The 24,327-nt window shown below is 64.5% G+C and carries 19 protein-coding genes and 1 pseudogene; 8 read left to right on the top strand and 12 right to left on the bottom strand.

Features of this window, described 5'->3' with window-relative positions:
* Nucleotides 1–4: 4 nt before the first annotated feature.
* The 3 genes from VGN82_RS21805 to VGN82_RS21795 form a co-directional block, all read right to left on the bottom strand.
* Nucleotides 5–3,403: an acyl-[ACP]--phospholipid O-acyltransferase gene (locus VGN82_RS21805; protein WP_327529139.1), complete on the bottom strand. Its 3,399-nt coding sequence runs from the start codon at nt 3,401–3,403 to the stop codon at nt 5–7.
* 132 nt (nt 3,404–3,535) lie between these two features.
* Nucleotides 3,536–3,814, bottom strand: coding sequence for a YiaA/YiaB family inner membrane protein (locus VGN82_RS21800; RefSeq protein WP_327529138.1), 279 nt, complete (start codon nt 3,812–3,814; stop codon nt 3,536–3,538).
* Between the two features lie 34 nt (nt 3,815–3,848).
* Complete coding sequence (locus VGN82_RS21795; RefSeq protein WP_327529137.1) at nt 3,849–4,541, bottom strand: PspA/IM30 family protein; 693 nt, start codon at nt 4,539–4,541, stop codon at nt 3,849–3,851.
* A 103-nt stretch (nt 4,542–4,644) separates the two neighbouring features.
* Between VGN82_RS21795 and VGN82_RS21790 the strand changes: the two genes are divergently transcribed.
* Nucleotides 4,645–5,262: a TetR/AcrR family transcriptional regulator gene (locus VGN82_RS21790; RefSeq protein ID WP_327529136.1), complete on the top strand. Its 618-nt coding sequence runs from the start codon at nt 4,645–4,647 to the stop codon at nt 5,260–5,262.
* Between the two features lie 184 nt (nt 5,263–5,446).
* On the opposite strand, the gene VGN82_RS21785 is transcribed toward VGN82_RS21790, so the two are convergent.
* The 6 genes from VGN82_RS21785 to VGN82_RS21760 are packed head-to-tail and all read right to left on the bottom strand — an operon-like array spanning nt 5,447 to nt 11,745.
* Entirely contained in the window at nt 5,447–6,583 is a 1,137-nt protein-coding gene (locus VGN82_RS21785; protein ID WP_327529135.1) for an FAD-dependent monooxygenase, read from the bottom strand.
* A 14-nt stretch (nt 6,584–6,597) separates the two neighbouring features.
* The gene (locus VGN82_RS21780; RefSeq protein WP_327529134.1) at nt 6,598–7,404 is read right to left on the bottom strand and encodes an ATP-binding cassette domain-containing protein; all 807 of its coding nucleotides are present in this window, start codon (nt 7,402–7,404) and stop codon (nt 6,598–6,600) included.
* Between the two features lies 1 nt (nt 7,405).
* Nucleotides 7,406–8,374, bottom strand: coding sequence for an ABC transporter ATP-binding protein (locus VGN82_RS21775; protein WP_327529133.1), 969 nt, complete (start codon nt 8,372–8,374; stop codon nt 7,406–7,408).
* Nucleotides 8,374–9,231, bottom strand: coding sequence for an ABC transporter permease (locus VGN82_RS21770; RefSeq protein ID WP_327529132.1), 858 nt, complete (start codon nt 9,229–9,231; stop codon nt 8,374–8,376). Before VGN82_RS21770 ends, VGN82_RS21775 begins: the two co-directional genes overlap by 1 nt.
* Nucleotides 9,218–10,165 carry an ABC transporter permease gene (locus VGN82_RS21765; RefSeq protein WP_327529131.1) on the bottom strand — a complete coding sequence of 316 codons (948 nt, stop codon included), beginning with the start codon at nt 10,163–10,165 and terminating at the stop codon, nt 9,218–9,220. Before VGN82_RS21765 ends, VGN82_RS21770 begins: the two co-directional genes overlap by 14 nt.
* An 11-nt stretch (nt 10,166–10,176) precedes the next feature.
* Nucleotides 10,177–11,745: an ABC transporter substrate-binding protein gene (locus tag VGN82_RS21760; RefSeq protein ID WP_327529130.1), complete on the bottom strand. Its 1,569-nt coding sequence runs from the start codon at nt 11,743–11,745 to the stop codon at nt 10,177–10,179.
* Between the two features lie 130 nt (nt 11,746–11,875).
* Here VGN82_RS21760 and VGN82_RS21755 point away from each other — a divergent pair, with 130 nt between their 5' ends.
* The 6 genes from VGN82_RS21755 (at nt 11,876) to VGN82_RS21730 (ending at nt 18,191) form a co-directional block, all read left to right on the top strand.
* Nucleotides 11,876–12,796, top strand: coding sequence for an IclR family transcriptional regulator (locus VGN82_RS21755; RefSeq protein ID WP_327529129.1), 921 nt, complete (start codon nt 11,876–11,878; stop codon nt 12,794–12,796).
* A 954-nt stretch (nt 12,797–13,750) separates the two neighbouring features.
* On the top strand, nt 13,751–14,869 hold the full coding sequence (locus VGN82_RS21750; protein ID WP_327529128.1) for an ABC transporter substrate-binding protein: 1,119 nt from the start codon (nt 13,751–13,753) through the stop codon (nt 14,867–14,869).
* Between the two features lie 68 nt (nt 14,870–14,937).
* Nucleotides 14,938–15,831 carry a branched-chain amino acid ABC transporter permease gene (locus VGN82_RS21745; protein ID WP_327529127.1) on the top strand — a complete coding sequence of 298 codons (894 nt, stop codon included), beginning with the start codon at nt 14,938–14,940 and terminating at the stop codon, nt 15,829–15,831.
* A complete protein-coding gene (locus tag VGN82_RS21740; protein ID WP_327529126.1) occupies nt 15,824–16,705 on the top strand; it encodes a branched-chain amino acid ABC transporter permease in 882 nt (293 codons plus the stop codon). The genes VGN82_RS21745 and VGN82_RS21740 overlap by 8 nt, the downstream gene beginning before the upstream one ends.
* Complete coding sequence (locus tag VGN82_RS21735) at nt 16,702–17,469, top strand: ABC transporter ATP-binding protein (protein ID WP_327529125.1); 768 nt, start codon at nt 16,702–16,704, stop codon at nt 17,467–17,469. The genes VGN82_RS21740 and VGN82_RS21735 overlap by 4 nt, the downstream gene beginning before the upstream one ends.
* A complete protein-coding gene (locus tag VGN82_RS21730; protein ID WP_327529124.1) occupies nt 17,466–18,191 on the top strand; it encodes an ABC transporter ATP-binding protein in 726 nt (241 codons plus the stop codon). Before VGN82_RS21735 ends, VGN82_RS21730 begins: the two co-directional genes overlap by 4 nt.
* A 155-nt stretch (nt 18,192–18,346) precedes the next feature.
* On the opposite strand, the gene proC is transcribed toward VGN82_RS21730, so the two are convergent.
* Together proC and putA are read right to left on the bottom strand one after the other, a co-directional pair.
* Nucleotides 18,347–19,168 carry a pyrroline-5-carboxylate reductase gene (proC, locus tag VGN82_RS21725; RefSeq protein WP_327529123.1) on the bottom strand — a complete coding sequence of 274 codons (822 nt, stop codon included), beginning with the start codon at nt 19,166–19,168 and terminating at the stop codon, nt 18,347–18,349.
* Between the two features lie 51 nt (nt 19,169–19,219).
* Nucleotides 19,220–22,915, bottom strand: a complete 3,696-nt coding sequence (putA, locus tag VGN82_RS21720) for a trifunctional transcriptional regulator/proline dehydrogenase/L-glutamate gamma-semialdehyde dehydrogenase (RefSeq protein WP_327529122.1) — start codon at nt 22,913–22,915, stop codon at nt 19,220–19,222.
* Between the two features lie 135 nt (nt 22,916–23,050).
* Here putA and VGN82_RS21715 point away from each other — a divergent pair, with 135 nt between their 5' ends.
* A complete protein-coding gene (locus VGN82_RS21715) occupies nt 23,051–23,512 on the top strand; it encodes an Lrp/AsnC family transcriptional regulator (RefSeq protein WP_327529121.1) in 462 nt (153 codons plus the stop codon).
* Between the two features lie 496 nt (nt 23,513–24,008).
* On the opposite strand, the pseudogene VGN82_RS21710 reads toward VGN82_RS21715, so the two are convergent.
* Nucleotides 24,009–24,266 (bottom strand): annotated as a pseudogene (locus tag VGN82_RS21710) (integrase core domain-containing protein); the annotation flags it as partial.
* Nucleotides 24,267–24,327 lie beyond the last annotated feature (61 nt).

Below are 24,327 nucleotides of genomic sequence, written 5' to 3'. Positions count from 1 at the left end.
GGCATCAGGCCGCCAGAGTGGGCGAGCGTTCCCGCACGAGGCGCGTGACGCCAGCGAAGTCGAGCTTGCCCGAACCGAGCACGGGCACCGCCGGCACGACCAGGATTTCGGCCGGGACCATCAGCTCGGAGGCACCCTTGCTCTTGGCATGGGCCTGGAACGCCGCCCGGGTCGCGCCACGCTGGGCCGTCACCAGCACCAGGCGCTCGCCCTTGCGCGCATCGGGGACGCTGGCGACGGCCGAGAGCGCATCGGGCCAGAGCTCAGCGGCGAACGTCTCGATCGCGGCGAGGGAGACCATTTCACCAGCGATCTTGGCAAAGCGCTTGGCACGCCCCTTGATCGCGACGAAGCCGTCCTTGTCGATGGTGACGATATCGCCGGTGTCGTGCCAGCCATCGGTCGGCGGCTCCAGCACGCCGGGGTTTTCGGCACGCAGATAGCCCATCATGATGTTGGGGCCGCGCACATGCAGGCGACCGCCCTCATCGACGCCGGGAACCTGTTCGAGCCTGGCTTCCATGCCGGGCATGATCCGCCCGACCGAGCCGAAGCGATTGAACATCGGCGTGTTGATCGCCAGCACCGGCGCCGTCTCCGTGACGCCGTAGCCTTCGAGGATGCGCAGACCGAACTTCTCCATGTAGGTCCGGCGCGTGCTCTCCTTGACCGGCTCGGCGCCAGCCAGGACGTAGCGGAGCGAGCGCAAGTCGTAGGGGTGGGCCGCCCGCGCATAGCCGGAGAGGAAGGTGTCCGTGCCGAACAGGATGGTCGCGTTTGAGCCGTAGACCAGCTCCGGCACCAGCCGATAATGCAGCGGCGAGGGATAGAGATAGACCGGCACGCCCGACACCAACGGCAACACGAGGCCAACCGTCAGCCCGAAGGAGTGGAAGACCGGCAGGACATTGAAGACCTTGTCACGGCGGCCGAAATCGATGCGCGCTGCGGCCTGCGCCGCATTGGCCAGCATGTTCGAATGGGACAGAACGACACCTTTGGGCGTGCCTTCCGAGCCCGAGGTGAACAGGATCGCGGCCCGGTCCGGCCCCTTCGCGGGGACGATCGGCCGGCCATGGCGCCAGAACGCCTTGAGCTTGTCGAGGCCCGAGACATCGGCGCGGACATCCTCGAGATAGACGATCGAGACGTTCGCCTGCAGGGCCTCGACCAGCGGTCCCATCCGGCCCTTTTCGACGAAGGCGCGCGAGGTCACGATGGTCCTGATTTCAGCCGCCTTGCAGGCGGCGAGGATGTTGGTCGCACCCGCCGTGAAGTTGATCATCGCCGGCACCCGCGCCGCCGAGATCAGGCCGAGCAGCGTCACCGCCGCGCCATTGGCATTGGGCAGCATCACGCCCACCGCCTCGCCGGGCCTGGCGAGGGAGCTGAGCTTGCGGCCGAGCACCTCGGCGCCGATCAGCAGGCGCTTATAGGTCAGCGAGCCCGTGATCGGGTCCTCGACCGCGACGCGACCCTTGCCATGGACCTGCGCTGCCTCGGCGACGGCCTCGAAGACGCTGCGGTCGATATCGGTCGTCCTGAAGATCAGATCGGACATGATCTGATAGAGCGCGGTTCCCGCGGCCTGGCGACGTGCCTTCCCCTTCAGCTCTTCGGGAACGGACAGCGCGACCGGTTCCAGAACCGTCACGCGCACCTTCGGGAACCAGCGGCGGCGCACCTGTTCGCGGGTGAGGCGCGAGAACACGGTCGCCTCCAGCCCCTCGATCCGGACCGGCACGACCATCGCCCCCGATTTCTCGGCGATCATGGCGGCGCCGTCATAGACCTTCATCAGGCTGCCGGTGACGGTGAGCCGCCCTTCCGGGAAGATGATCAGGCTCTCGCCCGATTTCACCGCGTTGATCAGCGAGCGCGTCGCCAGGGGACGCGTCGGGTCGAGCGGCATGGCGCGCGTCAGCTTCAGGAAGGGTTTCACCCACCAGCGCTGGGCGATGCCGTGGTCGATGGCGAAGACCGGATCCTTGTCGAGCATCGAGAGGGCGAGCGCCGCATCGAGGAAGCTGACATGGTTCAGGGCGATGATCGCGTTGGGGCCGGCCTTGGCGATATTCTCCTTGCCGGTGATCTCGAGCCGGTAGAAGGCGCGCAGCAAAATCGACAGGAAATCACGCAGCGGATTGGTCGGCAGCGTCCTGAAGATCCAGACTGAGGCGGCGAGCGTGCCCGTCCCGATAATGAGGAAGAGCTGCGACAACGTGAGGCCGGCAGCCTGCAGCAAGGCGATGAAGACGGCGCCGGCGACCATGAAGGCGGCGGATAGCACGTTGACGGCGGCAATGATGCGGGCCCGCTTCTGCGCCGGGGCCCAGGCCTGCGTCGCGGCGAAGGACGGCACGATGAAGATGCCGCCGGCGATGGCGAGGCCGGCGAGGTCGACGCCGACGCGCCAGGCGAGACCATCGGCGAAGAAGCCGGCGATGTCGCGGGCCGGCTGATGTGCCACTACGCCGGAGATCGCCCAACCGAGATCGAGCGCGAACAGGCCCATCACCACGCAGGCGACCGGCACGGGCAACAGCACGATGCGGCCGCTCGACAGGAAGGAACCGATGCCGGAACCGACCGCGATGGCGATCGCGAAGAGGCCGAGATAAACGCTGACGACGATCTCGGTGCCGCCCATGCCGTTCTTCACCAGCGAGGGCAGGAGCGACATCACCACCGCGCCGATCAGCCAGAACAGGCTGACCATGACGCCGGTGCGCCAGAGCCGGACATCGGCCCAGAGGTCCTTGAGCAGACTGCCGGTGGAGCGGATGATATTCGCGTCGATCCGGAGATCCGGCGCGGCAGCGGCCGTCTTCGGGATGAACAGAGTCGCGACCCAGCACAGAACGGCGAAGACCAGGATCAGTGCGCTGAGCGATGCGACATTGCCGCCCTCCCTGGCCGTCAGGCCACCCGCGACGGTGCCGAGAAGGATCGCGATGAAGGTCGCCCCTTCGATCAACGCGTTCGCGGCCGGCAGTTCCTCGCGCTTCAGATGGTCGGGCAGGATGCCGTATTTGATCGGCCCGAACAGCGCCGCGATAATGCCGAAGGCCGCCAGCGCCACGAAGAGCACCGGCACGGATTGCAACGAGAAGCCGAGGACCGCGATGCCTGCCGCGCCGATCTCGGCCAGCTTCAGGCGGCGCGCGATCAATGCCTTGTCGAAACGGTCGGCCATCTCGCCGCCGAGGCCGGACAGCAGGAAGAAGGGCGCGATGAAGATGCCGCCGGCCAGCGTCACCAGCGCTTCGCCATGCGAGCCGGCAAGCTTGTAGAGGATGATGAAGACGAGTGCGTTCTTGAGGAAGTTATCGTTGAAGGCGGAAAAGAACTGCGCCCAGAACAACGGCGCGAAGCGCCGCTTCAGCATCAAGGTATCGGTCATGGCAGGCTCGCGATCGGGTTCGAGGGAGAGTTGCATCGCCATGGGAAAGCAAACGTTTCACGCGAGTGGCGATGCTGTTTCTCGGTTAAGTCGCGCTTACCGGGGAGCCGGAATCTTGCGCGATCGCGACGTTCAGAGCGTTGGCTTGCCGACATCCATGAGCAGGCGCTCCGTGCGGGCATCCTCGATGCGGTTCACCAGCCGCGAGGCCTCGTGCATGTCTCGCACCGTCTTGGTCATGGTCACGCAGGATTGGACGAGCATGACGACGCCCATGCCGAGATAGCCCTTGGCCCACCAGTCGAGCGGCAGGAACAGGATGCCGGCTCCGACCATGACGGCGGCGGCGAGGAAGGATGCATAGGTGAAGCTGACCCAAGCGCTGCTGTGGGGCTGAGAATTCTGGTTCATCGATGATCTCCGTCTGTCTGGGGGATGGGAGCGATCAGACGCTCTGAGCGGACTTGCCGCGCAGGCGGGCGAGCACGTCGTCGGCGGTCGGCTTCAGGCGCGGGCCATAGCCGCGAGCGGCGAGCTTCTCGGTGACCGAGGCCGTCGCCGCACCGTCGAGCTCCTCGAGTGCCAGATCGGCGGCATCGGCTTGCGTCTGCCGTTCCCGCAGGCGCTTAAGTGTCTGCTCGGCCTCGGCGAGCGTCGCCTCATGCGGCCTTGCCTCCTCTGTCCGGCCACGCCGCATATCCCGGACGGCTTCCGAAGCACGCGCCAAGCGACGGCCGCGATCGAGCTCGGCGATCCGCGCCTGAGCCTGGGCGACGTGGCGCCGCAGCCGCAGGATCTCCGCGGCAAACAGGGCCTGGGCGGCGCTGGCGGAATCGCGATCGGCTTCCAGCGTCGCGATCGCCTCGGCCCCCTCGCGCGCCAGGACGTCGTCGCCGGCGCCAAGCGCGGCAGCGACCCGCTGCTCGAGTTCGGCGATGCGCGCCCTGGTCGCATCGAGGCGGACCGTTTCCTGCTGGTCCTGGGCGATCGCCACCGCAAGCGACTTCTTGGCACGATCGAAGGCGGCGGTCGCGTCCCGCACCTGCTGATCGAGGATCAGCAGCGCGTTGCGGTCGGCGATCGCTTCGCCCGCTTCGGCGACGCCGCCGCGAAAGAGGGTCACAAACATCTTGAACATGGCTGGTCCTCCGCTATGAACGTTGTTCACGGACATAGGGATGACACATTGCTGAACGTTGTTCAAACATTATTTTGAACAACGTTCACGTTTGAGGCGCGGCATGGTTAAGACGACGGAACGGCGGGAACGCCAACGCGAGGCCCTGATCATGGCGGCGGAAGGCGCCATCGCCGAAAAGGGTCTCTCCGGCCTCAAGGCGCGCGATCTCGCGAACGAGGTCGGCTGTGCACTCGGAGCGATCTACAATCTTGTCGCGGATATGGACGAACTCGTGCTGCGCGTCGGCTCGCGCACATTGGCGCGGCTCGACAGTGCGCTCGCCCAGGCCACGGACGGCAGCTGCTCGACTTCAAGCGGCGACGCGACCAACACGCTCGTCGCGATCGCGAAGACCTATTGCGCCTTCGCGCGCGAGAATCTGCAGCTGTGGCGGACCCTGTTCGAGCACCGCATGGCCGAGGGTGCCGTGGTGCCGGAATGGGCGATCAGCGAGCAGATGACGATGTTTCGCTACATCCTGGCGCCGCTGCGGGCGCTCCAGCCGCAGGCGAGCGAGCCGGAGCTGATGCTGCTGAGCCGCACCCTGTTCTCGGCCGTCCACGGCATCGTCATGCTCGGTCTCGAAGAGAAGCTCATTGCCGTGCCTCCCGCCGAGCTCGACGGCCAGATCGAGGCCATCGTGCGTGCCCTGGGCAAGGCATTGAAGCAGGAAGCGTAGCAGCTGCGCCTGCGGTCGCGTGCTCTGATAGGCTCAGAGGCAGAGCGCGGTCTCTGCGGTGCTGCGCCAGAAGCAGTCATTGAGACACTGCCCGGAAGCGGACATTCAGCGTAAGGTGTTTACGTGAGTGAGCGCGGTGACGCCGCTTCGTTTGCTAAGGCGGCGTCACCGTGCGGAAGTCAAATCAGACCGGCTGAGCCAGTACCCTGAGCGCCTCGCCACGAATGCTTTGGTAGTCCGGGGCGCCGCTCTGATTGCTCTGCTCCAGGCGCGAAAGCTCGATCGACGTTTCGAAAATGAACTTGGCACGTTCATAACGTCGCGACATGAACTGTCGCAGTGCGGCATCCGGAGACGGCGCGCTGCTCAGCTCCTCGGCCAGTACGATCGCATCTTCCACCGCCATCACTCCACCGCTGGCGAGATGCGGAGTCATGGTGTGGGCGGCATCGCCGATGAGCACGGCCCGGCCGCGATACCAGTCTCCGGCGACAAACAGCTTCTCGAGCGGCCTGTAGATGGCGGTTTGCGCCTCCGCCAGGGTCTTAGCAATGGCGACGGCGTGCGGATCCGTATACTCGGCCATGAAATCCGAGACGAGCTCGGTGGTCCGTGCGGCGTCGATCCACTCGTTCTCCTCGAGATTGAGCATCAGGAACGCGTAGATCGTATTGCCCGGCAATGGGAACAGGCCCAGCTTGGTTCGGCTGCCCTTGAGGGTCTTGCCCTCCCGCAGGTCGATCTCGTTCGGGACGAGCCAGCGCCAGACGCCCTGGCCTGCAAAGACGGGCTTCAGATCCTTGTCGAAGACCAGTTCGCGGACGCGGGAATAGGCCCCGTCTGCCCCGACGACGATGTCGACATTGCGGGTCGATCCGTCGGAGAGCGTCGCGACGACGTGGTCGTCGGTCTCGGCGATGTGCTCGACGGTGATGCCTTCGCGCAGGAGGGCGCCGGCAGCGAGAGCCTCCTTGAGCAGAACGGCCGACAGCGCCGCTCGCGTCAGGGTCACGTTCGATGGCAGGCCGTTTCCGGATTTCGCGACATAGGCGAGGTCTGCGATCGGCCGGCCGGCCGCGTCGCCATAGAAGATCGAATTACTCGAGGTGCCTTCGGCGACGATTTTCGCAGCCAGACCGAAACGATCGAGCAGCCGCAGGCCACTTGGGCCGATCCCGATCCCCGAACCCGAGGGATGGGGTTGAATGTCGACGATCTCGACGGCGATACCGGCAGCGCGAAGCGCGATCGCCAGGGTCAACCCACCAACGCCGCCGCCGACAATGAGCACATTGTTCACTGAATTTGTCTTGCCAGCCATAGTTTTGGCTTCCATCACTGAAGGGGTTTCTCTGGGTTTGGAATACTGTTGCGGAGTTGCGCGGTGTATTCGTGCTGCGGGTTGGCAAGCACGTCTTCGGTTGCTCCGCGCTCGACGATGGCGCCCCGATGCATGACGATGCAGTCGTCCGTCAGTTGGCGTACGACAGCGAGATTGTGCGAGATCAGGATGTACTGGACTGAGGAATCCTTCTGGATGTCCGCGAGCATGTTCAGGATCTGCGCCTGGATCGACACATCGAGCGACGCCACGGCCTCATCGAGCAGGATGAAGCGGGGCTTGGCTGCCAGCGCGCGGGCGATCGCCACGCGCTGGCGCTGGCCTCCCGAGAGGCGACGCGGCAAAGCCGCTGCGAGCGCGCGGCTGATGCCGACCTTGTCGAGCAACTGCTGGCATTCGTGATCGACATGTTCGGTGTCGTAGAGGCGCAGGAGCTCGCGCAGCCCGTCACCGATCGTCTGTCGCGGATCGAGAGAGCTGTAGGGGTCCTGAAAGACCATCTGGATGCGCCGGGCGTGCGCCAATCGTTCGGTTGCCCTGCGACTGCGCGCAAAACGCTCGCCAAAGAACATCACGTCGCCGGAGGTCGCGCTCTCCAGCCCGAGCAGGATGCGCGCGATGGTCGTCTTGCCCGAACCGGATTCACCGATGATGCCGAAGTTCCGGCCGGCCGCGACCTCGAACGAGACGCCGTTGACCGCCACGATCTCGCGACGCGGCTGCAGCAACCCGCCACCGATGGCGAAGGTCTTGCGTAATCCGGCAACCACGAGCGGAGCGGCCGATGAACTGTCGAGCATCTCAGTTGCCTCCGGGCGCGCCGGCGCCGAGATGACAGGCGAGTTCGGCAAGGCCGTGCCTGGTCAAATGCGGGACGTACGTGCTGCAAACGGGCATCCGATCCGCGCAGCGCGGCGCGAACGGGCAGCCGGCCGGCGCTTCATAGGCCGGGGTCGGACTGCCCGGTAATGTGGGCAATCGCTCATAGCGCCGGTCCACGCTCGGTCGGGACTGCAAGAGCCCGCGCGTATAGGGGTGAGCCGGCGAGGCGTAGAGCGTGCGGCTCGGCTGCATCTCGACGATACGGCCGGCATACATCACGGCCGTCCGGTCGCAGATCTGCGCAGCGAGATCGAGATCATGCGTGATGAAGAGCACGGCCAGTCCGCGCCTGGCCTGCAGCTGCTTGAGAAGCTGGGCGACCTCGGCCTGGGTCGTCACATCGAGCGCGGTGGTCGGTTCGTCGGCGAGCAGCAGGCGTGGCTCGGTAGACAGCGCCGCGGCGATCGCGACACGCTGGAGCATGCCGCCGGAGAGCTGATGCGGATAGCTCTTCAGGCACCTGTCGGGGTCCGCGATGCCGACTTCCGCCAGCAGGTCGCTGATCACACGGCGCAGCTCTGCCCGGGGCCGGCGATCGAACAGGAGCAGCCCCTCGAGCAGGAAGTCCTCGATCCGCCGGACTGGATTGATGTGTGCCCGTGGGTCTTGATAGATCAGCCCGATCTGCTCGCGACGATAGGTTTCGAGCTCGCGCTTCGACATCGCGCCGACGAGCTTGCCATCGAAGAGAACTTCGCCGGAGACCTGCGCGCCGTCGGGCAAGGTCCGGGTGATCGCCTTGGTCGTCATGGATTTGCCGGATCCGGACTCGCCGACGAGGGCGAGCGACTCGCCTTCCCGAATGCCGAGCGAGACATCGGCCACGATGCGTCGCAGTTCCCTGCCGACAGGCAGTTCGACAACGAGGTTCCTGATGTCGAGGAGCACTAGATCGACCTGCCGTGGTTGTGGGACAGCCGGTCGCCGATGATCGTGACCGCCGTCACGACCGCCACGATGCAGATGCCGGCACTCAGCGCTTCGCGGAATTCGCCCTGGATGAGAGTGGCCTGTCCCTGCGCGACCATCAGCCCCCAGTCGGGCGTGGGCGCCTGGATGCCGAGTCCGATGAAGGAGATCGCTGCGAGTTCGATCGTCGCATAACCGAAGGACAGGATGAGCTGGGTCGAGAAGAGTGGCCAGACAGCGGGGAACAGATGTCTGACAGTGATGCTCGGCCCCGACATGCCCTGCACTTCGAGCGCCTCGATATAGGGCTGTGCGCGTTCGCGCAGCGCCTCGCTGCGGAGAAGCCGGGCCTTATGGGGGACTGACGCCAGGGCCAGCGCGACGACCGCCGGCCAGAAGCCGCTCGAAAACGCCGCCGCCACCAGCAACGCCAGCAGGATTGCCGGGAAGGCGAATTGAATGTCGATGATGCGGCTGATGACCATGTCGACCCAGCCGCGCTTCCAGGCGGCCGTCAGGGCAATCACCGCTGCCAGGCTGCCGGATAGGGCGACGATGGCGAGCGGGCCAAGCAATGCGGTGCGGCTGCCCCAGATCAGCCTCGACAGGATATCGCGGCCGAGCGTGTCGGTGCCCAGGAGGTTGGTCGCGCTCGGGGGACCGAAGGCGTTCGCGATGTCGACCTCCAGGGGATCGTGAGGAGCAATCCAGGGCGCGAAGATCGCGACCAGGCAGACCCCTGCCATCAACAGGAGGGCCAGTGTCCCGGCGACACCGAGTTGCTCCAAGATGCGGGCGAGACGGCCCGGTCCGGTGATGGCTTCAGCGGTTTGCAAGACGCACTCTCGGATCGATCAGCAGATAGAGAAGGTCGACGACGAAATTGACGAGGACATAGGCGCCCACGAGCACGATCGAGATCGCCTGGACCACCGGAACGTCCTTCTGCTGAACCGCCTGGATCAGCAGTGTGCCGATGCCGTGGAGTCCGAAGGCGAATTCGATGACCACCGTGCCAGCGACCATGGTGGCAGCCGAAATCCCGGAGACCGTGACGATCGGGATCAGCGCATTACGTAGGACGTGACGCCAAAGAATCAGATGCTTCGGCACGCCGCGGATGATCGCCGTCTGGACATGCTCGCGGCCGAGCTCGGCCGCCATCGCGACACGGGTGATCCGGGCGATCACGCAGGATGTCGTCAGACCGAGCGCGATCGACGGCAGGACAAGGTGCCAGAGCGAATTGGCGAAGCCATCGCCCGAGCCGAGCGCGGGAAACCAGCCAAGCTTCACGGCGAATATCGACACGAGGATGATCGCCGCCACGAAACCCGGTGTGGCGAAGCCGATTGTCGTGACGATCGTGATGGCTATTCCGGCAGCGCGGCCGGCAATCGAAGCCAGCACCCCGACGGCGACGCCGAAGGCGATGCTCAACGTGCAGGCCAGCCCGATCAGCCCCAGCGTCGTCGGAAGCCGCGAGCCGAGCAATCGCCAGACATCCTCGCGAAGGGCATAGGAGCGCCCCCAATCGCCTGTGAAGACACCGCTGATCCAGTGCCAATAGCGCAGAAGCAACGGATCCTTCAGGCCGAACTGCGCCTCGACCAGCGCGATCTGCTCGGGCGTGGCGGTGTTCTCGCCACCCCCCAGAATGAACGCAAGGGACGAACCCGGCGAGTAATGCATCGCCGCGAAAATGATGAAGGACGAAACCAGCAGCGTCGATGCGACCGACAGCGTCCGAAAGGCGATGGCCCGTGTCATTGGAGTGAGGTCTACTTGGCGGCCGCCCCGACCCCGGTGGCCCAGGGGTAGTAGGGGAAAACATAGGACGCGGGCGCGCCGGTGATGCCGCGGTGCATGTAGACCGTGTTGGTGAACTCGACGAGCGGGATCCAGGCTTTGTCGCTGACGATGATGTCCTGAACCGAAGCGATCAGCCGTGCGCGCGCCGCGGGGTCCGTTTCAGCCCTCGCCTTGGCAAGGGCGTCGATCACCTCCTTGTTCTGATAGCGTCCGAAGTTCAGCGCATCGAAGGACGGCGTGAAGACGGAGTAGAAGTCCAGAGGCTCCGTCATGTTGACGTTTTTCGTCATCATCAGCATGTCGTAGTCACGCAGCTTCGCATCGAAGAAGCCGGCGACGTATTGGCCGTAAGGAACCGATTTGAGCTCGATTGGAACCCCGATCTTGCGGCCCGCATCCTGGATGAGCGTGGCGAGCAGCTGGTAGTCGGAGCGCGCGCCATAGGCGAGCACGATCGGCTGGCTGATCGGCCCGGCCTGCGCGACGAGAGCCTTGGCGGCTTCTAGGTCGACCTTCGGCGTACCGAGTCGGGCAAGCGCCTGCGGGAACACGTCGCCGCCATAGCTCAGCGAGGCGCTCGGTGCGGGCGACAATGTCGGCAAGGCCGCACCGGCGAAGACGCTCTTGGCCACTGCCGCGCGGTCGATCGCCAGCGACAGCGCCTGGCGGATCTTGTCCGAGACGACGAGAGGCGCACCAGTCGGACGCTGGTTCGGGATCAGATTGTAGTTCGAGAAGCTGCGCCCGTAGTGCAGGCCCTTCTCGTCCGCCTTCTTGAGTCCGGCGATCGCATTTCCGGTCGGCCCATACATGCCCTGCAATTCGCCGGTCAGCAGGCCATTCACCTGCGCTGCTGTGTCGGTGACGAACTTGAATTCGAAGCGGGCACTCAGGGGCTTGAGCGCTGCGTTCCAGTGACTGTCGTTGCGGACGAGCTGGATCGAGGATCCAATATTCCATGCGGCCAGCTTGAACGGCCCGCTGCACATCGGCAGGATCTGTGGCGTGCCGATCGCGTTCTGGGCTGCCTCGGCATGGGCCTTCTTGACCACGGCGCCGGCAGAGGTGGCCATTACGGCATGAAACATCACGTCCGGCTGCTTGAGCCGGACCTTGACGCCGTGATCGCCCTCAACCGTGATCGCCTCGACGTTCGCAAAATAGCGCCCCCAGCGTGATTTCGTCGCCGGATCCATATGGCGCGCCAGGCTGAAGGCGACGTCCTGAGGCGTGACCGGCGTACCGTCCCAGAAGGTGGCGTTTTTCCGAATTTCGTAGACGTAGGTCGTCAGATCAGGCTGGGAAACCGAAGTCGCCAGCCAGTTCTGAATCTTGAAATCGGGGTCCAGCACGAACAGGCTTTCGCAGGCGTTCGCGAGCACTTGTGCGATGACGAACTCGTTGGCTTGTGCCGGATCGAGCGAGGCGGGCTCGACCGGCAGGGCCCAGACCACCCGCTCCAGCGGACCCGCCGCAGCCGGCGTGCGCCCTTCCAGACGGATGTCCTGCGCCTGCGCCGACATCAGCGTTGCCGACATGGCAAGCGCCGCAACGCTCAGCCGCTCCGATCGATAAGCCGTCATAGCTTTCCCCGTTTTTCACCCGTCATGACGAGGCTGGTGCTCGCATGCGCGGATTTTGAATTGCAATGCAATTCATGCGATCGGAATGCGCTTGTCAAGCGGATTGGCATGCGGGATTATCGGCCGCGATCTCGATCGTGTATTTCAAGAGTATGTTGCCGCTCCCGAGACGCATCGGTATCTGCATCGACATCGTCCCTCGCTACCGGGCGCGCTAGGAACTCTCATGGCAAGGTCTGACAGCCCGCTGTTCGTCAAATCGGTCGAGAAGGCCTTTTCGGTGTTGCGCGCCTTCACCCGCGAGAGCCAGTCGCTCACGCAGGTCGAGATCGCCGCGCGCGCTGATCTCGACAAGAGTTCGGCCCAGCGCTTCGTCCACACGCTGCATGCCCTCGGCTACCTGACAAAGGACGCCAGCGGGCGCGCCTACGCCCTGTCGCCCCGGCTCTTGGAATTCGGATTCAGCTATCTCGACATGGATCCGATGATCGCCGGCACACAGCAGCAGCTCAAGGATCTGCATGACCAGACGGGCGAGACGATCAATCTGGCGAAATTGGATGGAACCGACATCATTCTGGTCGCACGCTGGCCCAGCAAGCGAATCGTCTCGGTGAACATCAGGGTCGGCGCAAGGCTGCCGGCGATCTACATGGCATCGGGGCGCGTCATGATCTCGCATCTCCCTCCGAGCGAGAGGAGATCGTTCATCGAGCGATCCGAGATCGCGCAGCACACCGCGCAGAGTCTGGTTGACAGGGATGCGCTCGAAACCGAACTCGATCGCGTTCGAAGCCAGGGCTACTGCGTCACGCGATCCCAATATTTCCAAGGCGATCTGTCGATTGCGGCTCCGATCGTCGACGCGAGGGGCGCGGTGGTCGCGAGTGCAAGCGTCAATACAGTCGAGCTGAATGGCCCCGACAAGGAACGTGAAGCCGCGCTGGTCGAGGCGATGCTGGCTGCGGCCAGGGCCTGCTCGGACAATCTGCGGAACTTTGGATAGCGCCGCTGCGGAAGAGATTTCGCGTAAAGCCGTTCAGGACCGGTCCGGCGCGGCCGCCCCGAGCCATGCTCCGTATCGCGAGGCGGGGCTTTCGCAGACCTCGAAGCGGACGGACCTTGACGGTGCCGGCGCGGGCGCCTGAGCAGGGTCCAGGCATCAGGTTTCTGCGAGTGGCAGCGAGCACAGCCCACTCCGGCACGCTCGAGGGGCCTCCTCGAAAGCGAATGATCCTTTTGCCGCGACAGCGAACCGCGGTGTTTTGAACTCTCGCGGCATTCGCGCATCGAGTCACGGCGGAAGCGGATCCGCTAAGGTCCGGCTCGACCGAAATTGAGCGCTGCGCTCGCCGCGAATGATCGGCCTGATAAGCCGCCATCGCTGCCTCTCCCTTGTGTTTGGCGTCCAGCATCTGCGGTTCGCCCGCTTCTGCGTGAGGGGTGAACCGCCGAGTTCGACCGTGATCGCGGCTCGATTTCGCCAATCCGTGGTGGGCGCAATGACGCAGCGGGCCCAACGACAAGCCGGAATTTTTGGGGGTCTGAACCCGGAAGGCCTGCCCGTTTATATAGGGCGTTGCCGTCTCTCTCTCTATCAAAATTGCCTAAGATCTTCGCAAAAGTAGGGATATTGCCTGATTTGGTTATTAAATTTAGTGTATCTGGCTGAGTTAGTGCAGGTTTTGGTATATATTTTTTGATACACAATGGTACGGTCAGTTAAATTTCATCGAGATCTTGATCGCGCTTGGATGAAACGTCAGACTTATTGAATTGCGCATGAATTAATCACTTGCCTAAAAAGTGACTTTCAATCGTGCAAAATATAAGCGGCCCGTCATGGGGCCGAAAAGAGCGCGTCTACACGTGGATCGTCAGAATCCGCGCGAAGCCGGACGACTGTAAGCAAGTTCACCAAGACTGCGGCGCTGAATTCTAAACTGAAAAAGAGGGGACCATGGAAAAAAAGCTTCTGCCGTTGATCGGCGCAGCCACGCTCTCTGCGATGCTGCATTTCACGCCCGCCTTCGCTGTTGACGAGGTGACGCTCGGCGCCGTGATCCCGCTGTCGGGCGCCAGCGCCACGACCGGCGAGGATCAGCGCCGTGGCATCGCGCTTGCGGTCAAGGCCGTGAATGCGCGCGGTGGCGTGCTCGGGAAGCCACTGAAGGTGATCGTCGAGGATTCCGGCGGCAAGCCGCAGACGGCGATCGACGCCGCGAAGAAGCTGGTCTCGGTCGACAAGGTCCCTCTGGTGATCGGCGAGTATTCCTCGGGCATCACCATTCCGCTCGGCCAGTACCTCGTGCAGGAAGGGATGCCGCACATCAATCCGGCGTCGACCTCTGGCCTGGTCCGCAAGATCGGAAAGACGTCGTACTCGATGGTCGGCCTCGACAACGTCTCGACCGATTTTGCGGCAGCCGACGTGATCAAGCATGGCTGGAAGAACGTCACCGTGCTCGCCATGAACAACGCGTTCGGGCAGGGCGTGGCGGAGGAGTTCAAGAAGCACTTCGAGGCCAAGGGCGGCAAGGTCCTGACGACCGTGATGTACACGCTCGGACAGCCGAGCTATCGCCGCGAGCTGCAGCAGATCGAAGCGGCAAAGCCCGACGCCTACGTCTTCACGGCCTATGGTACCGAGGGCGCGCTCATCATGCAGGAAGCCTACGAACTGGGCCTGCCGCAGGACAAGCCGTTCTATTCCGTCCTCATCACCATGATGAACAAGGACACCCCGGCCCAGTTCAAGAAGGGATTGATCGGCATGGATGTCGGTTATCTCGGCTCGGGCGGTGAAAGCTACAAGAAGGACTACGAGGCGACCTTCAAGGAGACCTTCCTGTCGGCTTATGGCGGCTACGCGCATGACGCGGTCCTGTTCGCCGCAGACGCGATCAACAAGGCCGGATCGACCGATCGCGCCGCAGTGCTCAAGGCCATCGACCAGCTTGGCGCGACGGGCTTTCAGGGCGCTACCGGCGAGATCAAGTTCGACAGCGACCGCCAGCGTACCTCTCAGCCTTATCTGAAGCTGAAGGTCGATGGCGAGAAGCTCGTCGCCTACGAATGATGCGAGGCGAAACGCTGGCAGCATGCTGCCGGCGTTTCGCTTTCGGCGTCTTGCTGCACAGAGCACATATGATCCAGTTCTTATCGGACACCCTCCTGCGGGCGGCCGACCTCGCCCTGATCGCCGTCGGGCTGAGCGTCGTCTATTCGCTGATCCGCTTCCCCAACGTCGCAATCGTACAGTATGCGGTCGTGGGAGCATTCCTTGCCATCTCGCTGCAGAGCGCAGGGCTCGGGCTCTTCATGGCCGCCGCGGTTGCGGTCCTTGCGGTCGGCGGCCTAGCCCTGATGTTCAACGTCATGATCTTCGAGCGGCTGCTGAAAGCCGACAGCGCGATTGCGCTCATCGGCTCGCTCGCCCTCTCGATGGTGCTCATGGCCGTCTTCCTCATGGTCTACGGCCCCATCGCGTATCGCCTGCAGTTGCCGGTCGAGCCGCCTTTCCGCCTTCTCGGCGTGCGCTTCACCGTATGGCAGCTCGTGACGCTCGGCGTCTCGGCGGCCGCGCTTGCCGCATTCGCGCTGTTGCTGCACCGCACGCGGCTTGGCACCGAAATGCGCGCGGTGGCGACCAACGCAGCTCTCGCGGCGGCGACCGGCATCGAGAACCGCCGGATCGTGAACATCGTCGTATTCGTATCGGGGATGCTGGCGGCGCTCGGCGGCATCACCTTGGCCCTGCGCGGCTCGGTGAGCATCGATATGGGCACCAACCTGCTGCTGCCGGTCTTCGCGTCTGCCGTCCTGGGCGGGCTGGGCAATGCGCTCGGCGCGATCGTGGGAGCGCTCGTGATCGCAGCGGCGGAAACAGTCGTGACCAACACGAATCTCGGCTTTCTCGTGGGCGAAGCGGTCTGGTTCCTGCCCGCGAGCTACGCGCCGGTCGCCTCATTCGTGATCCTTGTGCTGTTCCTGCTGTTCCGACCGCGCGGCCTGTTCGTCTCGGAGGTGAGCCGTGTCTGACTTTCTGATCCATGTGGCCTCCATCGCCTGCATCTACGGCATGCTGGCGCTCGCTCTGAACCTGCAGGCTGGTTTCACCGGTCTGGTCAATTTCGGGCTCGTTGCGCTCTTCGGCTGCGGCATCTATGGCGCCGCCTTGGCGCATGCCCTGCATTGGCCGCTGATGGGTGGCGTCGCGGCCGCACTGGGGATGGCAATCCTGCTCGGGGCATTCCTCGCGCGCCTCGGCAAGCGACTGTCGTCCGACTACTGGGGTATCGCGACCCTGTCGATCGCCGAGGTGATCCGCATCACTGTCACCAATGAGAAATGGACCGGTGGGGCGCAGGGCATCTCCGGCCTTTCCCTGCTCTTCGCCGATCTGAAGCCGTGGGACGGTCTCGGACGCCTCGGACTCTTTGGCGCGGTCCTGGTTCTCACCTATTGGCTTTGCCAGAAGATCGCAGACAGCCGCTTCGGCCTTGCGATGAAGCTGATGCGCGAGGAGCCCCAGCTGGCGCGTGCCCTGGGCCATGACGTCGACGGCATCCGTCTCCGCGTCATGGTGATCTCATCGATCATCGCGGCCGCCTCGGGCGTGCTCTACGCGCATTATCTCACATTCGTGGGGCCGGATCAGCTGGTATCCGCGGATACCTTCCTGATCTGGTCCATGATCATCGTCGGCGGCATCGCGAACAATGCCGGCGTCGTTCTGGGCGCCGTGCTGATGCAGTTCGCCATGGCCTTCGTGCCGTTCGTGAAGGACATCCTTGGGCTGCCCACCGATTTCGTCGCGGCGGCACGGCTGCTGCTCGTCGGCGGCGGCATCCTGATATTCCTGCTGGTGCGGCCCCAGGGCCTGTTACCCGAGCGCGTGGGGCGCAGAGCATGACCGCGTCATCCTCCTCATTGCTCGACGTGCGCGGCCTGTCGCGTCGCTTCGGCGCCCATCAGGTGCTCAGCGATGTCTCCTTCTCGCTCGGCCGCAGCGAGATCCTCGGCCTCCTCGGCCCCAACGGCTCCGGCAAGAGCACGGTGCTTAACATCGTCTCGGGCTTTCTGTCGGCCGATAGCGGCGTTGTCGCCCTCGATGGCGTCGGAATCACCAACATGCAGTCCTCCCGGATTGCCCGCAGAGGACTGGTGCGGACGTTTCAGCTTCCGTCCATGCCGCGGCGGCTGACGGTGCGCGAGGTGATCCAGGCCGGCGATGCCACATCGGCAACGCTCGCCGGCTCGCTGCAGCGCTTTCGTTTCGACGACGAGGTGGAGACGCTGATCGAGGCGTTCGCGCTGTCGGCCGTGGCCGATCAGCCTGCCTCGTCGCTCTCGGGCGGGCAGAAGAAGCTGCTGTCCGTCGCGACCGCGCTGCGCTGTCGGCCGCAGATCTTGTGCCTCGACGAGCCGACCGCGGGCGTCCACCCCAATCTCAGGGCCGAGATGGTCCGCATCCTCCATCGCTACAACGCCCAGGGCATCGCGATGCTCGTTGTGGAGCATGACATGCTGTTCATTCGCGATCTCTGCCACCGTTGCGTCGTGCTCGACCGTGGCGAGATCATCGCCACTTGCGCTCCCTGCGCGCTGGAGGACGACCCGCGCGTCGTGGAGGCCTATCTCGGCAAGGCCGTGGAGAAGGGAAAGCTCAGCGCATGATCGAGGCAAAAGACCTTCGGGCTGGCTATGGCGACGGCGCGGACATCCTGCATGGTATCAGCCTCGATGCCCATGCGCGTGAGATCGTCACGATTCTCGGCCCCAACGGGTGCGGCAAGTCCACCCTGCTCAAGGCCATCGCCGGCTTCGTGATCCCAAGATCCGGACAGGTTCTGATCGACGGCGCCGACGCCACCAGCATCCCGGTACAGCGCAAGGTGCGCCATAACCGGATGGGGTATGTGCCTCAGACCGACAACGTGTTCGGCGCGCTCACAGTGGCGGAGAACCTGAACCTCGGTGCGGCAATGCTACCCCGATCCGAACGGACCGCGCGCTTCGAGGAGTTGATGGCGGCCTATCCGGGCCTTGCCAACAAACTCAACCGCAAGGCGTCCGCGCTTTCCGGCGGCGAGCGGCAGGTGCTGTCGCTGGTGCGTGCCCTGATGCCTCGCCCGCAGATCTTGCTGCTCGACGAGCCGTCGGCAGGCCTCTCGCCGTTGATGATGCACGAGGTGTTCGATGCCATCGCCGAGGTCCGCGATAAGCACGATCTGTGCATTCTCATGGTCGAGCAGAATGCCTTCGAGGCGCTTGGCGTGGCCGATCGTGCTTATGTTCTGGCACTCGGGAAGGTCGCGCTCACCGCTCCCGCCAAGGAACTGCTGAACAATCCCGCCATGCGGAAGCTCTATCTGGGCGGAGAGGTCGACGCCGCGTGACGGCGTCGTCGATCCTGTATCGTCTCGGTCCGCTCGCGGTGCCTGCATTGCCGCTCGATGGTTCTGCTGCGTGTTGTACGCATTCGCGAGGGCCCTGGCTCGCCCGACCTCCGTCGCTCCACCCGGACCGCCTGCAAGAGGCATGGCGCGGCTGGCTAGCCTGAAAGCTCGCCGGCGCGACGTTTCGCGGCAGCCACCGCCTTGTGCATCAGCGGCAGCATGCCGTCTGCAGCCATCAGAACCTCGAGTGCAGCCGCGGTCGTGCCGCCGGGTGAGGTCACGTTCTGGCGTAGCGTGCCGGGCGCCAGTGGTGACTGGAACAGCATCTCTCCTGCTCCCTCCACCGTGGCCCGTGCCAGCCGCTCGGCCGCGTCCGCCGGCAGCCCCGCCTCGACGCCGGCTGCTGCCAGGCACTCGACGAGATAGAAGACATAGGCAGGCCCCGAGCCGGACACGGCGGTCACAGCGTCGATCAGCGCCTCGTCGTCGAGCCATTCGACCTTGCCGATGCTCGCGAGCAGCCTGTCGGCCGCCGCGCGCTGCGCCGCGCTGACCCCGTTGCCCATGACAGCTGCCGTAACGCCACGTTGGACCGCGGCCGGGAGGTTCGGCATCGCGCGGATGATCGCGCCCGCATTCGGCAGGCGCGCAGCGAGATCGCCGAGGGTCTTGCCCGCCAGAATCGAGATCAGCAGCGTGTTGGAGTGGATGAAGGCCTGCACCGCCCCCGCCGCCGTGTCCAGCATTTGCGGCTTGGTCGCGAGAACCAGAACTTCGGCCGGTGCGATGTCTTTGGCGGAGGGATTGAGCCGCAACCCCTCCGCGCCGGCGAGTTCGATGATCTCGTCGGAAGGCTTGGGATCGATCAGGCTGATGCCGGCGGGATCGATGCCGATCCGCAGCCAGCCTTCCAGCATCGCGCCGCCCATCTTGCCCGCACCGATCAGGACGAGCGATCGCGGCATAAGGTCAGGCATGCGTCGCCTCCCGACGTTCATGAACTCCGCAGCCGGATGGAACGTTACATCTCATCCAATGGTCATCAGGCTCGCATTCCCGCCCGCTGCCGCCGTGTTGACCGACGTCGATACCTCTTCGAGCAACCAGTTGAGGCAATAAGCATGCGGGTCGGCAGCGAGCTCTGCGGTCGTCGCGGACTGGACGAGCACCAGCGGCCCCGGCAACTGGGCGATCCTCCGGTTGACCGCCAGCACACGCTCTGCCTCGCCCTCGACAAGCGCCCCGGAGAACGGTCCGTCGCCTTCCCAGTTCGAGGTCCAGCTTACGCGCGCGGCCGCCGCCGCGGGGAGACCAGACAGTGAGCCCTGCAATCCGGAGGCCGCATCGATGACGAGCTGGTTGCCCGTAGCCAACGCCGCCGCGACCTGGCGATGCAGACCGGCTTCCGTCACCGGGGCGAGCAGGATGCGGCCGCGGGGATGCAGCGCGTAGAGATTGCGCTCTCCGACCGGCCCGGCCAGCTCCACATCGAGACCGAGCGCTGAATGGCTGGCGATGTCGCGCGCGGCCCCCGCCTCGGCCTTCAGCCCCTTGCCGGAAAGCCAGGCGGCATATTCGAGCAGGGCCGGATCGGTATGGACCGAACTGTGCTGCGGCGGTATCGGGGCCTTTCGAACCAGGCGGCCGATATAGAGCGGCCCGCCGGCCTTCGGCCCGGTGCCGGAAAGGCCACGCCCGCCGAAGGGCTGCACGCCTACGACCGCACCGATGATGTTGCGATTGACGTAGAGATTGCCCGCCTTGATGCGGCCGGTGACATGGGCGATCGTCTCGTCCAGGCGCGTATGCAGGCCGAAAGTCAGGCCGTAGCCGGAACCGTTGATGTCGTCGATCAGCCCGTCGAGATCCTCGCGGCGATAGCGGATGACGTGAAGGACGGGGCCGAACACCTCGCGCTTCAGATCCGAGAGGCTGTTCAGCTCGACGATGGTCGGCGGCACGAACGTGCCCTTGGTCGCGCTCTCCGGCAGTGGCAGCTGCTCGACTTGGCGGCCGAGGCCGCGCATCCGCTCGACATGGTCGTCGATCTCGCGCTTCGCCCCATCACTGATTACGGGGCCGACATCGACGCTGAGCTGGTCGGTGCGGCCGATGCTCAGCTCCTTGAGCGCGCCCTGCAGCATGTGCAGGGTGCGGTCGGCGATGTCCTGCTGCAGGCAAAGCACGCGCAACGCCGAGCAGCGCTGGCCGGCGCTGTCGAAGGCCGACGCGATGACGTCGCCGACAACCTGTTCGGCGAGCGCCGAGGAATCGACGATCATGCCGTTTTGGCCGCCGGTCTCCGCGATCAGCGGGATTGGCTTGCCTTCCGCTGAGAGGCGCTCGGCCAGCTGGGCCTGGATGCCGCGGGCGACTTCGGTCGAGCCGGTGAACATCACGCCGGCCGTCTCCGGCGCAGCGACGAGCGCCGCGCCGAGGCGCCCGCTTCCGGGCACGAACTGCAGCGCGCCGCGCGGCACGCCGGCCTCGTGCAAGATCTTCACGCTCTCATGGGCGATGATTGGCGTGACGCCGGCAGGCTTTGCCATGACGGCATTTCCGGCGACGAGTGCCGCCGCTACCTGGCCGGTGAAGATCGCGAGCGGGAAGTTCCAGGGGCTGATGCAGACGATCGGTCCGAGCGGCGCATGCGAGGGTCCGAGCGTCTTGCGCGCCTGATCGGCATAGTAGCGCAGGAAGTCGATGGCCTCGCGCACCTCGCCGACCGCGTTGGCGGCCGATTTCCCGGCCTCGCGCATCGCGATTCCCATCAACGTCTCGATGCGAGCCTGCATGAGGTCGGCCGCGCGGTCCAGGCAGGCGGCACGCTCGGCCGGCGGGACGGCAGCCCAGGCCTTGCCGCCTTCCGCGGCGAGGCGCGCGACCTTGTCCGCATCCTCGGCGGCGAGCTCGGTCACCTGGCCGACGACGTCGCCATGGTCGGCGGGGTTCAGGATCGGCCGAGTCGTACCGGCCGTCGAGCCGTCGGCGAGAAGCGGCATCGCGTGCCAGGCCACACCCACGGTCCCGGCGAGACGGCCGGACAGTTCGGCGAGCGCAGCCTCGTTCGAGAGGTCGATGCCTTTCGAATTGGCGCGATCGGCGCCGTAGAGGTCGTCTGGCAGCGCGATCTGGTCATGCGGCATGCCGATCACAGGCATCGCTTCGACGACATCGACCGGATCGGCGACGAGAGCGTCGATGGTCACCTTCGGATCGGAGATGCGATTGACAAAGGATGAGTTCGCGCCGTTCTCGAGCAGGCGCCGGACCAGATAGGCCAGCAACGTCTCATGAGTGCCGACCGGCGCATAGATGCGGCAGGGCCGGTCGAGATTGTCCTCGCCGACCACCTCGTCATAGAGCGGCTCGCCCATGCCGTGCAGGCACTGGAACTCGTATTTGCCAACAACAAAATCCGGCCCGGCGAGATGGTAGATCGCGGCCAGCGTCTGTGCATTGTGCGTGGCGAATTGCGGGAAGACCGCGTCAGGCGCCGCCAGCAGCTTGCGGGCGCAGGCGACATAGGCGACGTCGGTGTGGACTTTGCGGGTGTAGACCGGGAAATCCGACAGGCCGTCGAGCTGGGCGCGCTTGATCTCGGCGTCCCAATAGGCGCCCTTGACGAGGCGGACCATCATGCGCCGGCCCGAGCGGCGGGCGAGATCGATGATCCAGTCGAGAACGAAGGGGCAGCGCTTGCCATAGCCCTGGACCACGAAGCCGAGACCGTTCCAGCCCTTGAGCCCCTCATCGAAGCTGAGTGCCTCGAGCAGGTCGAGCGACAGCTCCAGTCGATCGGCTTCCTCGGCGTCGATGTTGAGGCCGATATCATAGGACTTGGCGAGCAACGCCAGTGCGCGCACGCTCGGCAGCAGCTCGGCCATGACACGACCCACCTGGGCGCGGCTGTAGCGGGGATGCAGGGCCGAGAGTTTGATCGAAATCCCCGGCCCCTCATAGATGCCGCGCCTGTTCGAGGCCTTCCCGATGGCATGGATCGCGTTCTCGTAGTCACGATAATAGCGCTGTGCGTCGGCGGCGGTCGTCGCCGCTTCGCCGAGCATGTCGTAGGAATAGCGGAACCCGCGCGCCTCCAGCGGCCGCGCTCGCTTCAGCGCCTCGTCGATCGTCTCGCCGGTGACGAACTGCTCGCCCATCATCCGCATCGCCATGTCGACGCCGCGCCGGATCACCGGCTCGCCGGCGCGGGCGATGAGGCGCGTCAACGCGGCGGCGAGGCTGCGATCATTGACGGTGGAGGTGAGCTTGCCGGTCACGACGAGCCCCCAGGTCGCGGCGTTCACGAAGAGCGAGCGACCACCGCCGATATGGGATTTCCAGTCACCGTCGGCGATCTTGTCGCGGATCAGCGCATCGCGCGTCGCGGTGTCAGGAATGCGCAGCAGCGCCTCAGCCAGGCACATGAGGGCGACGCCCTCCTGGCTGGAGAGCGAGTATTCCTGCACGAGTCCTTCGACACCCGTTCCCTTGTGCTTTGCCCGAAGCGCCTCGATCAGCTTGCGCGCCGTTCGCGCCACCTCCTGCTTCATCGGCTGGGGCAGCCGGGCGGCTGCCAGCAAGGGCGGCAGGCATTCCGGCTCCGAGCGGCGATAGGCTGCGGTGATGGCGCGCCGCAAATCGCTCTGCGGTCGGATCGGCGGCGCAAAGGCCTCGAACGGCGCGCTGTTTTGATGATCGGCGATGCTGACGATTGCGGCCACCTTGGCCTCCCCGGTTGAAAACCGCGTCCATCTTACCGGATCCGGGCCGGGAGGCTGCACTTCATTTTGAGGATTTTTAACTCACTACGACCGATTCAGATTGATATCGTAGCCAGAACGATCCACATTCTCCGAATGCATGGTGAAATAGATCAATTCGATCGCAAGATCCTGGACGCCCTTTCCGACGATGGGCGGATGTCGATTACGGACCTTTCGGCTCGCGTCGGGTTGTCCAAAACTCCCTGCCAGCTGCGACTGAAGCGGTTGGTGTCTGAGGGCTACATTGACGGCTTCAAGGCGGTCATCAACCCGTCCAAAATGGGCCTGGAGCACATCGTCTTCGTCGAAGTGAAGCTGACCGACACGCGCGAACCGGCATTGGAGGAGTTCAATGAAGGCGTCAAGAAAATAAAGGAAATCGAAGAATGCCACATGATAGCAGGACGTTTTGACTACCTATTAAAAGTAAGGACTCGCGACATACGTAAGTATAGGCAGGTACTCGGCGATAAATTGTCTACATTGCCTTTTGTCGCCAGCACATCAACAAATGTCGTTATGGAAGCAATAAAGGAATCTAATAACATTCTATAAGTAATAATGCGGTATTATTATATAATATTGCGAGTGATGGCACCGTCTGCCTTATAGTTATGTTTCTATTTCTATGGGATATGGATACTCGAATCGCTCTTTCCATATCATGGATTTCGAGGCCGGCGGGCCGGGCGCCCTAGCTGGGCGGTGACCCATCCTCTCGATGGAGCGCGCGGCATGTTTAGCGTAAACCAGCTCCGCGGGGCCATTTGGCCCGAAAGCCGCTATGCTCCGCGCTCCCAGCCCGTCGTCAAGCAGACGTCGAGCCTTGGTGTGCGGCGATTTGGCCTCTGAGCAGGATCGAGGAAATCGCCGCGATAGCGCGCGAGGCTGGTCTCGCGTGCACCTCGACGGTGCACGGCTGCTGAACGCTGCTGTAGAGGCGAAGATTCCGGCAGCCGCCTGCCGTACCGTTCGACTCAGCGTGGATCGATCTGCCGAAGGGGCTCGGCTGTAGTCTTCTTTTCCATGAGGCGATGGCGCTGCGGGCCTATGCGAGCGCCGAGAACAACGTGTCGTTGAGGCACTCGTTCCGCAAGCGTCCGTTGAAGCTCTCCACGAAGGCGTTCTGTGTCGGCTTGCCGGGGGCGATGTAGTGCCACGCGACGCCGGTCTGCTGGGACCAGCGCAGGATCGCCATCGAGGTGAACTCGGTACCCTTGTCGGACACGATCGTGTCCGGTCGGCCGCGCATGCGGATGACGTGATCCAGTTCGCGAGCAACGCGCAGGCCCGAAACCGCGAGGGGCGCATCGCCCGTCTCCTTGAGTGACGGACTCTACTCAAATCTAGAGGAAGAGCAGGGTCTCAGG

This window comes from Allobosea sp. (genome assembly GCF_035999205.1).
Lineage (GTDB): Bacteria > Pseudomonadota > Alphaproteobacteria > Rhizobiales > Beijerinckiaceae > Allobosea.
Note: the sequence above shows the minus strand (reverse complement) of the source record. Positions and strands in the feature narration are given on the sequence as shown.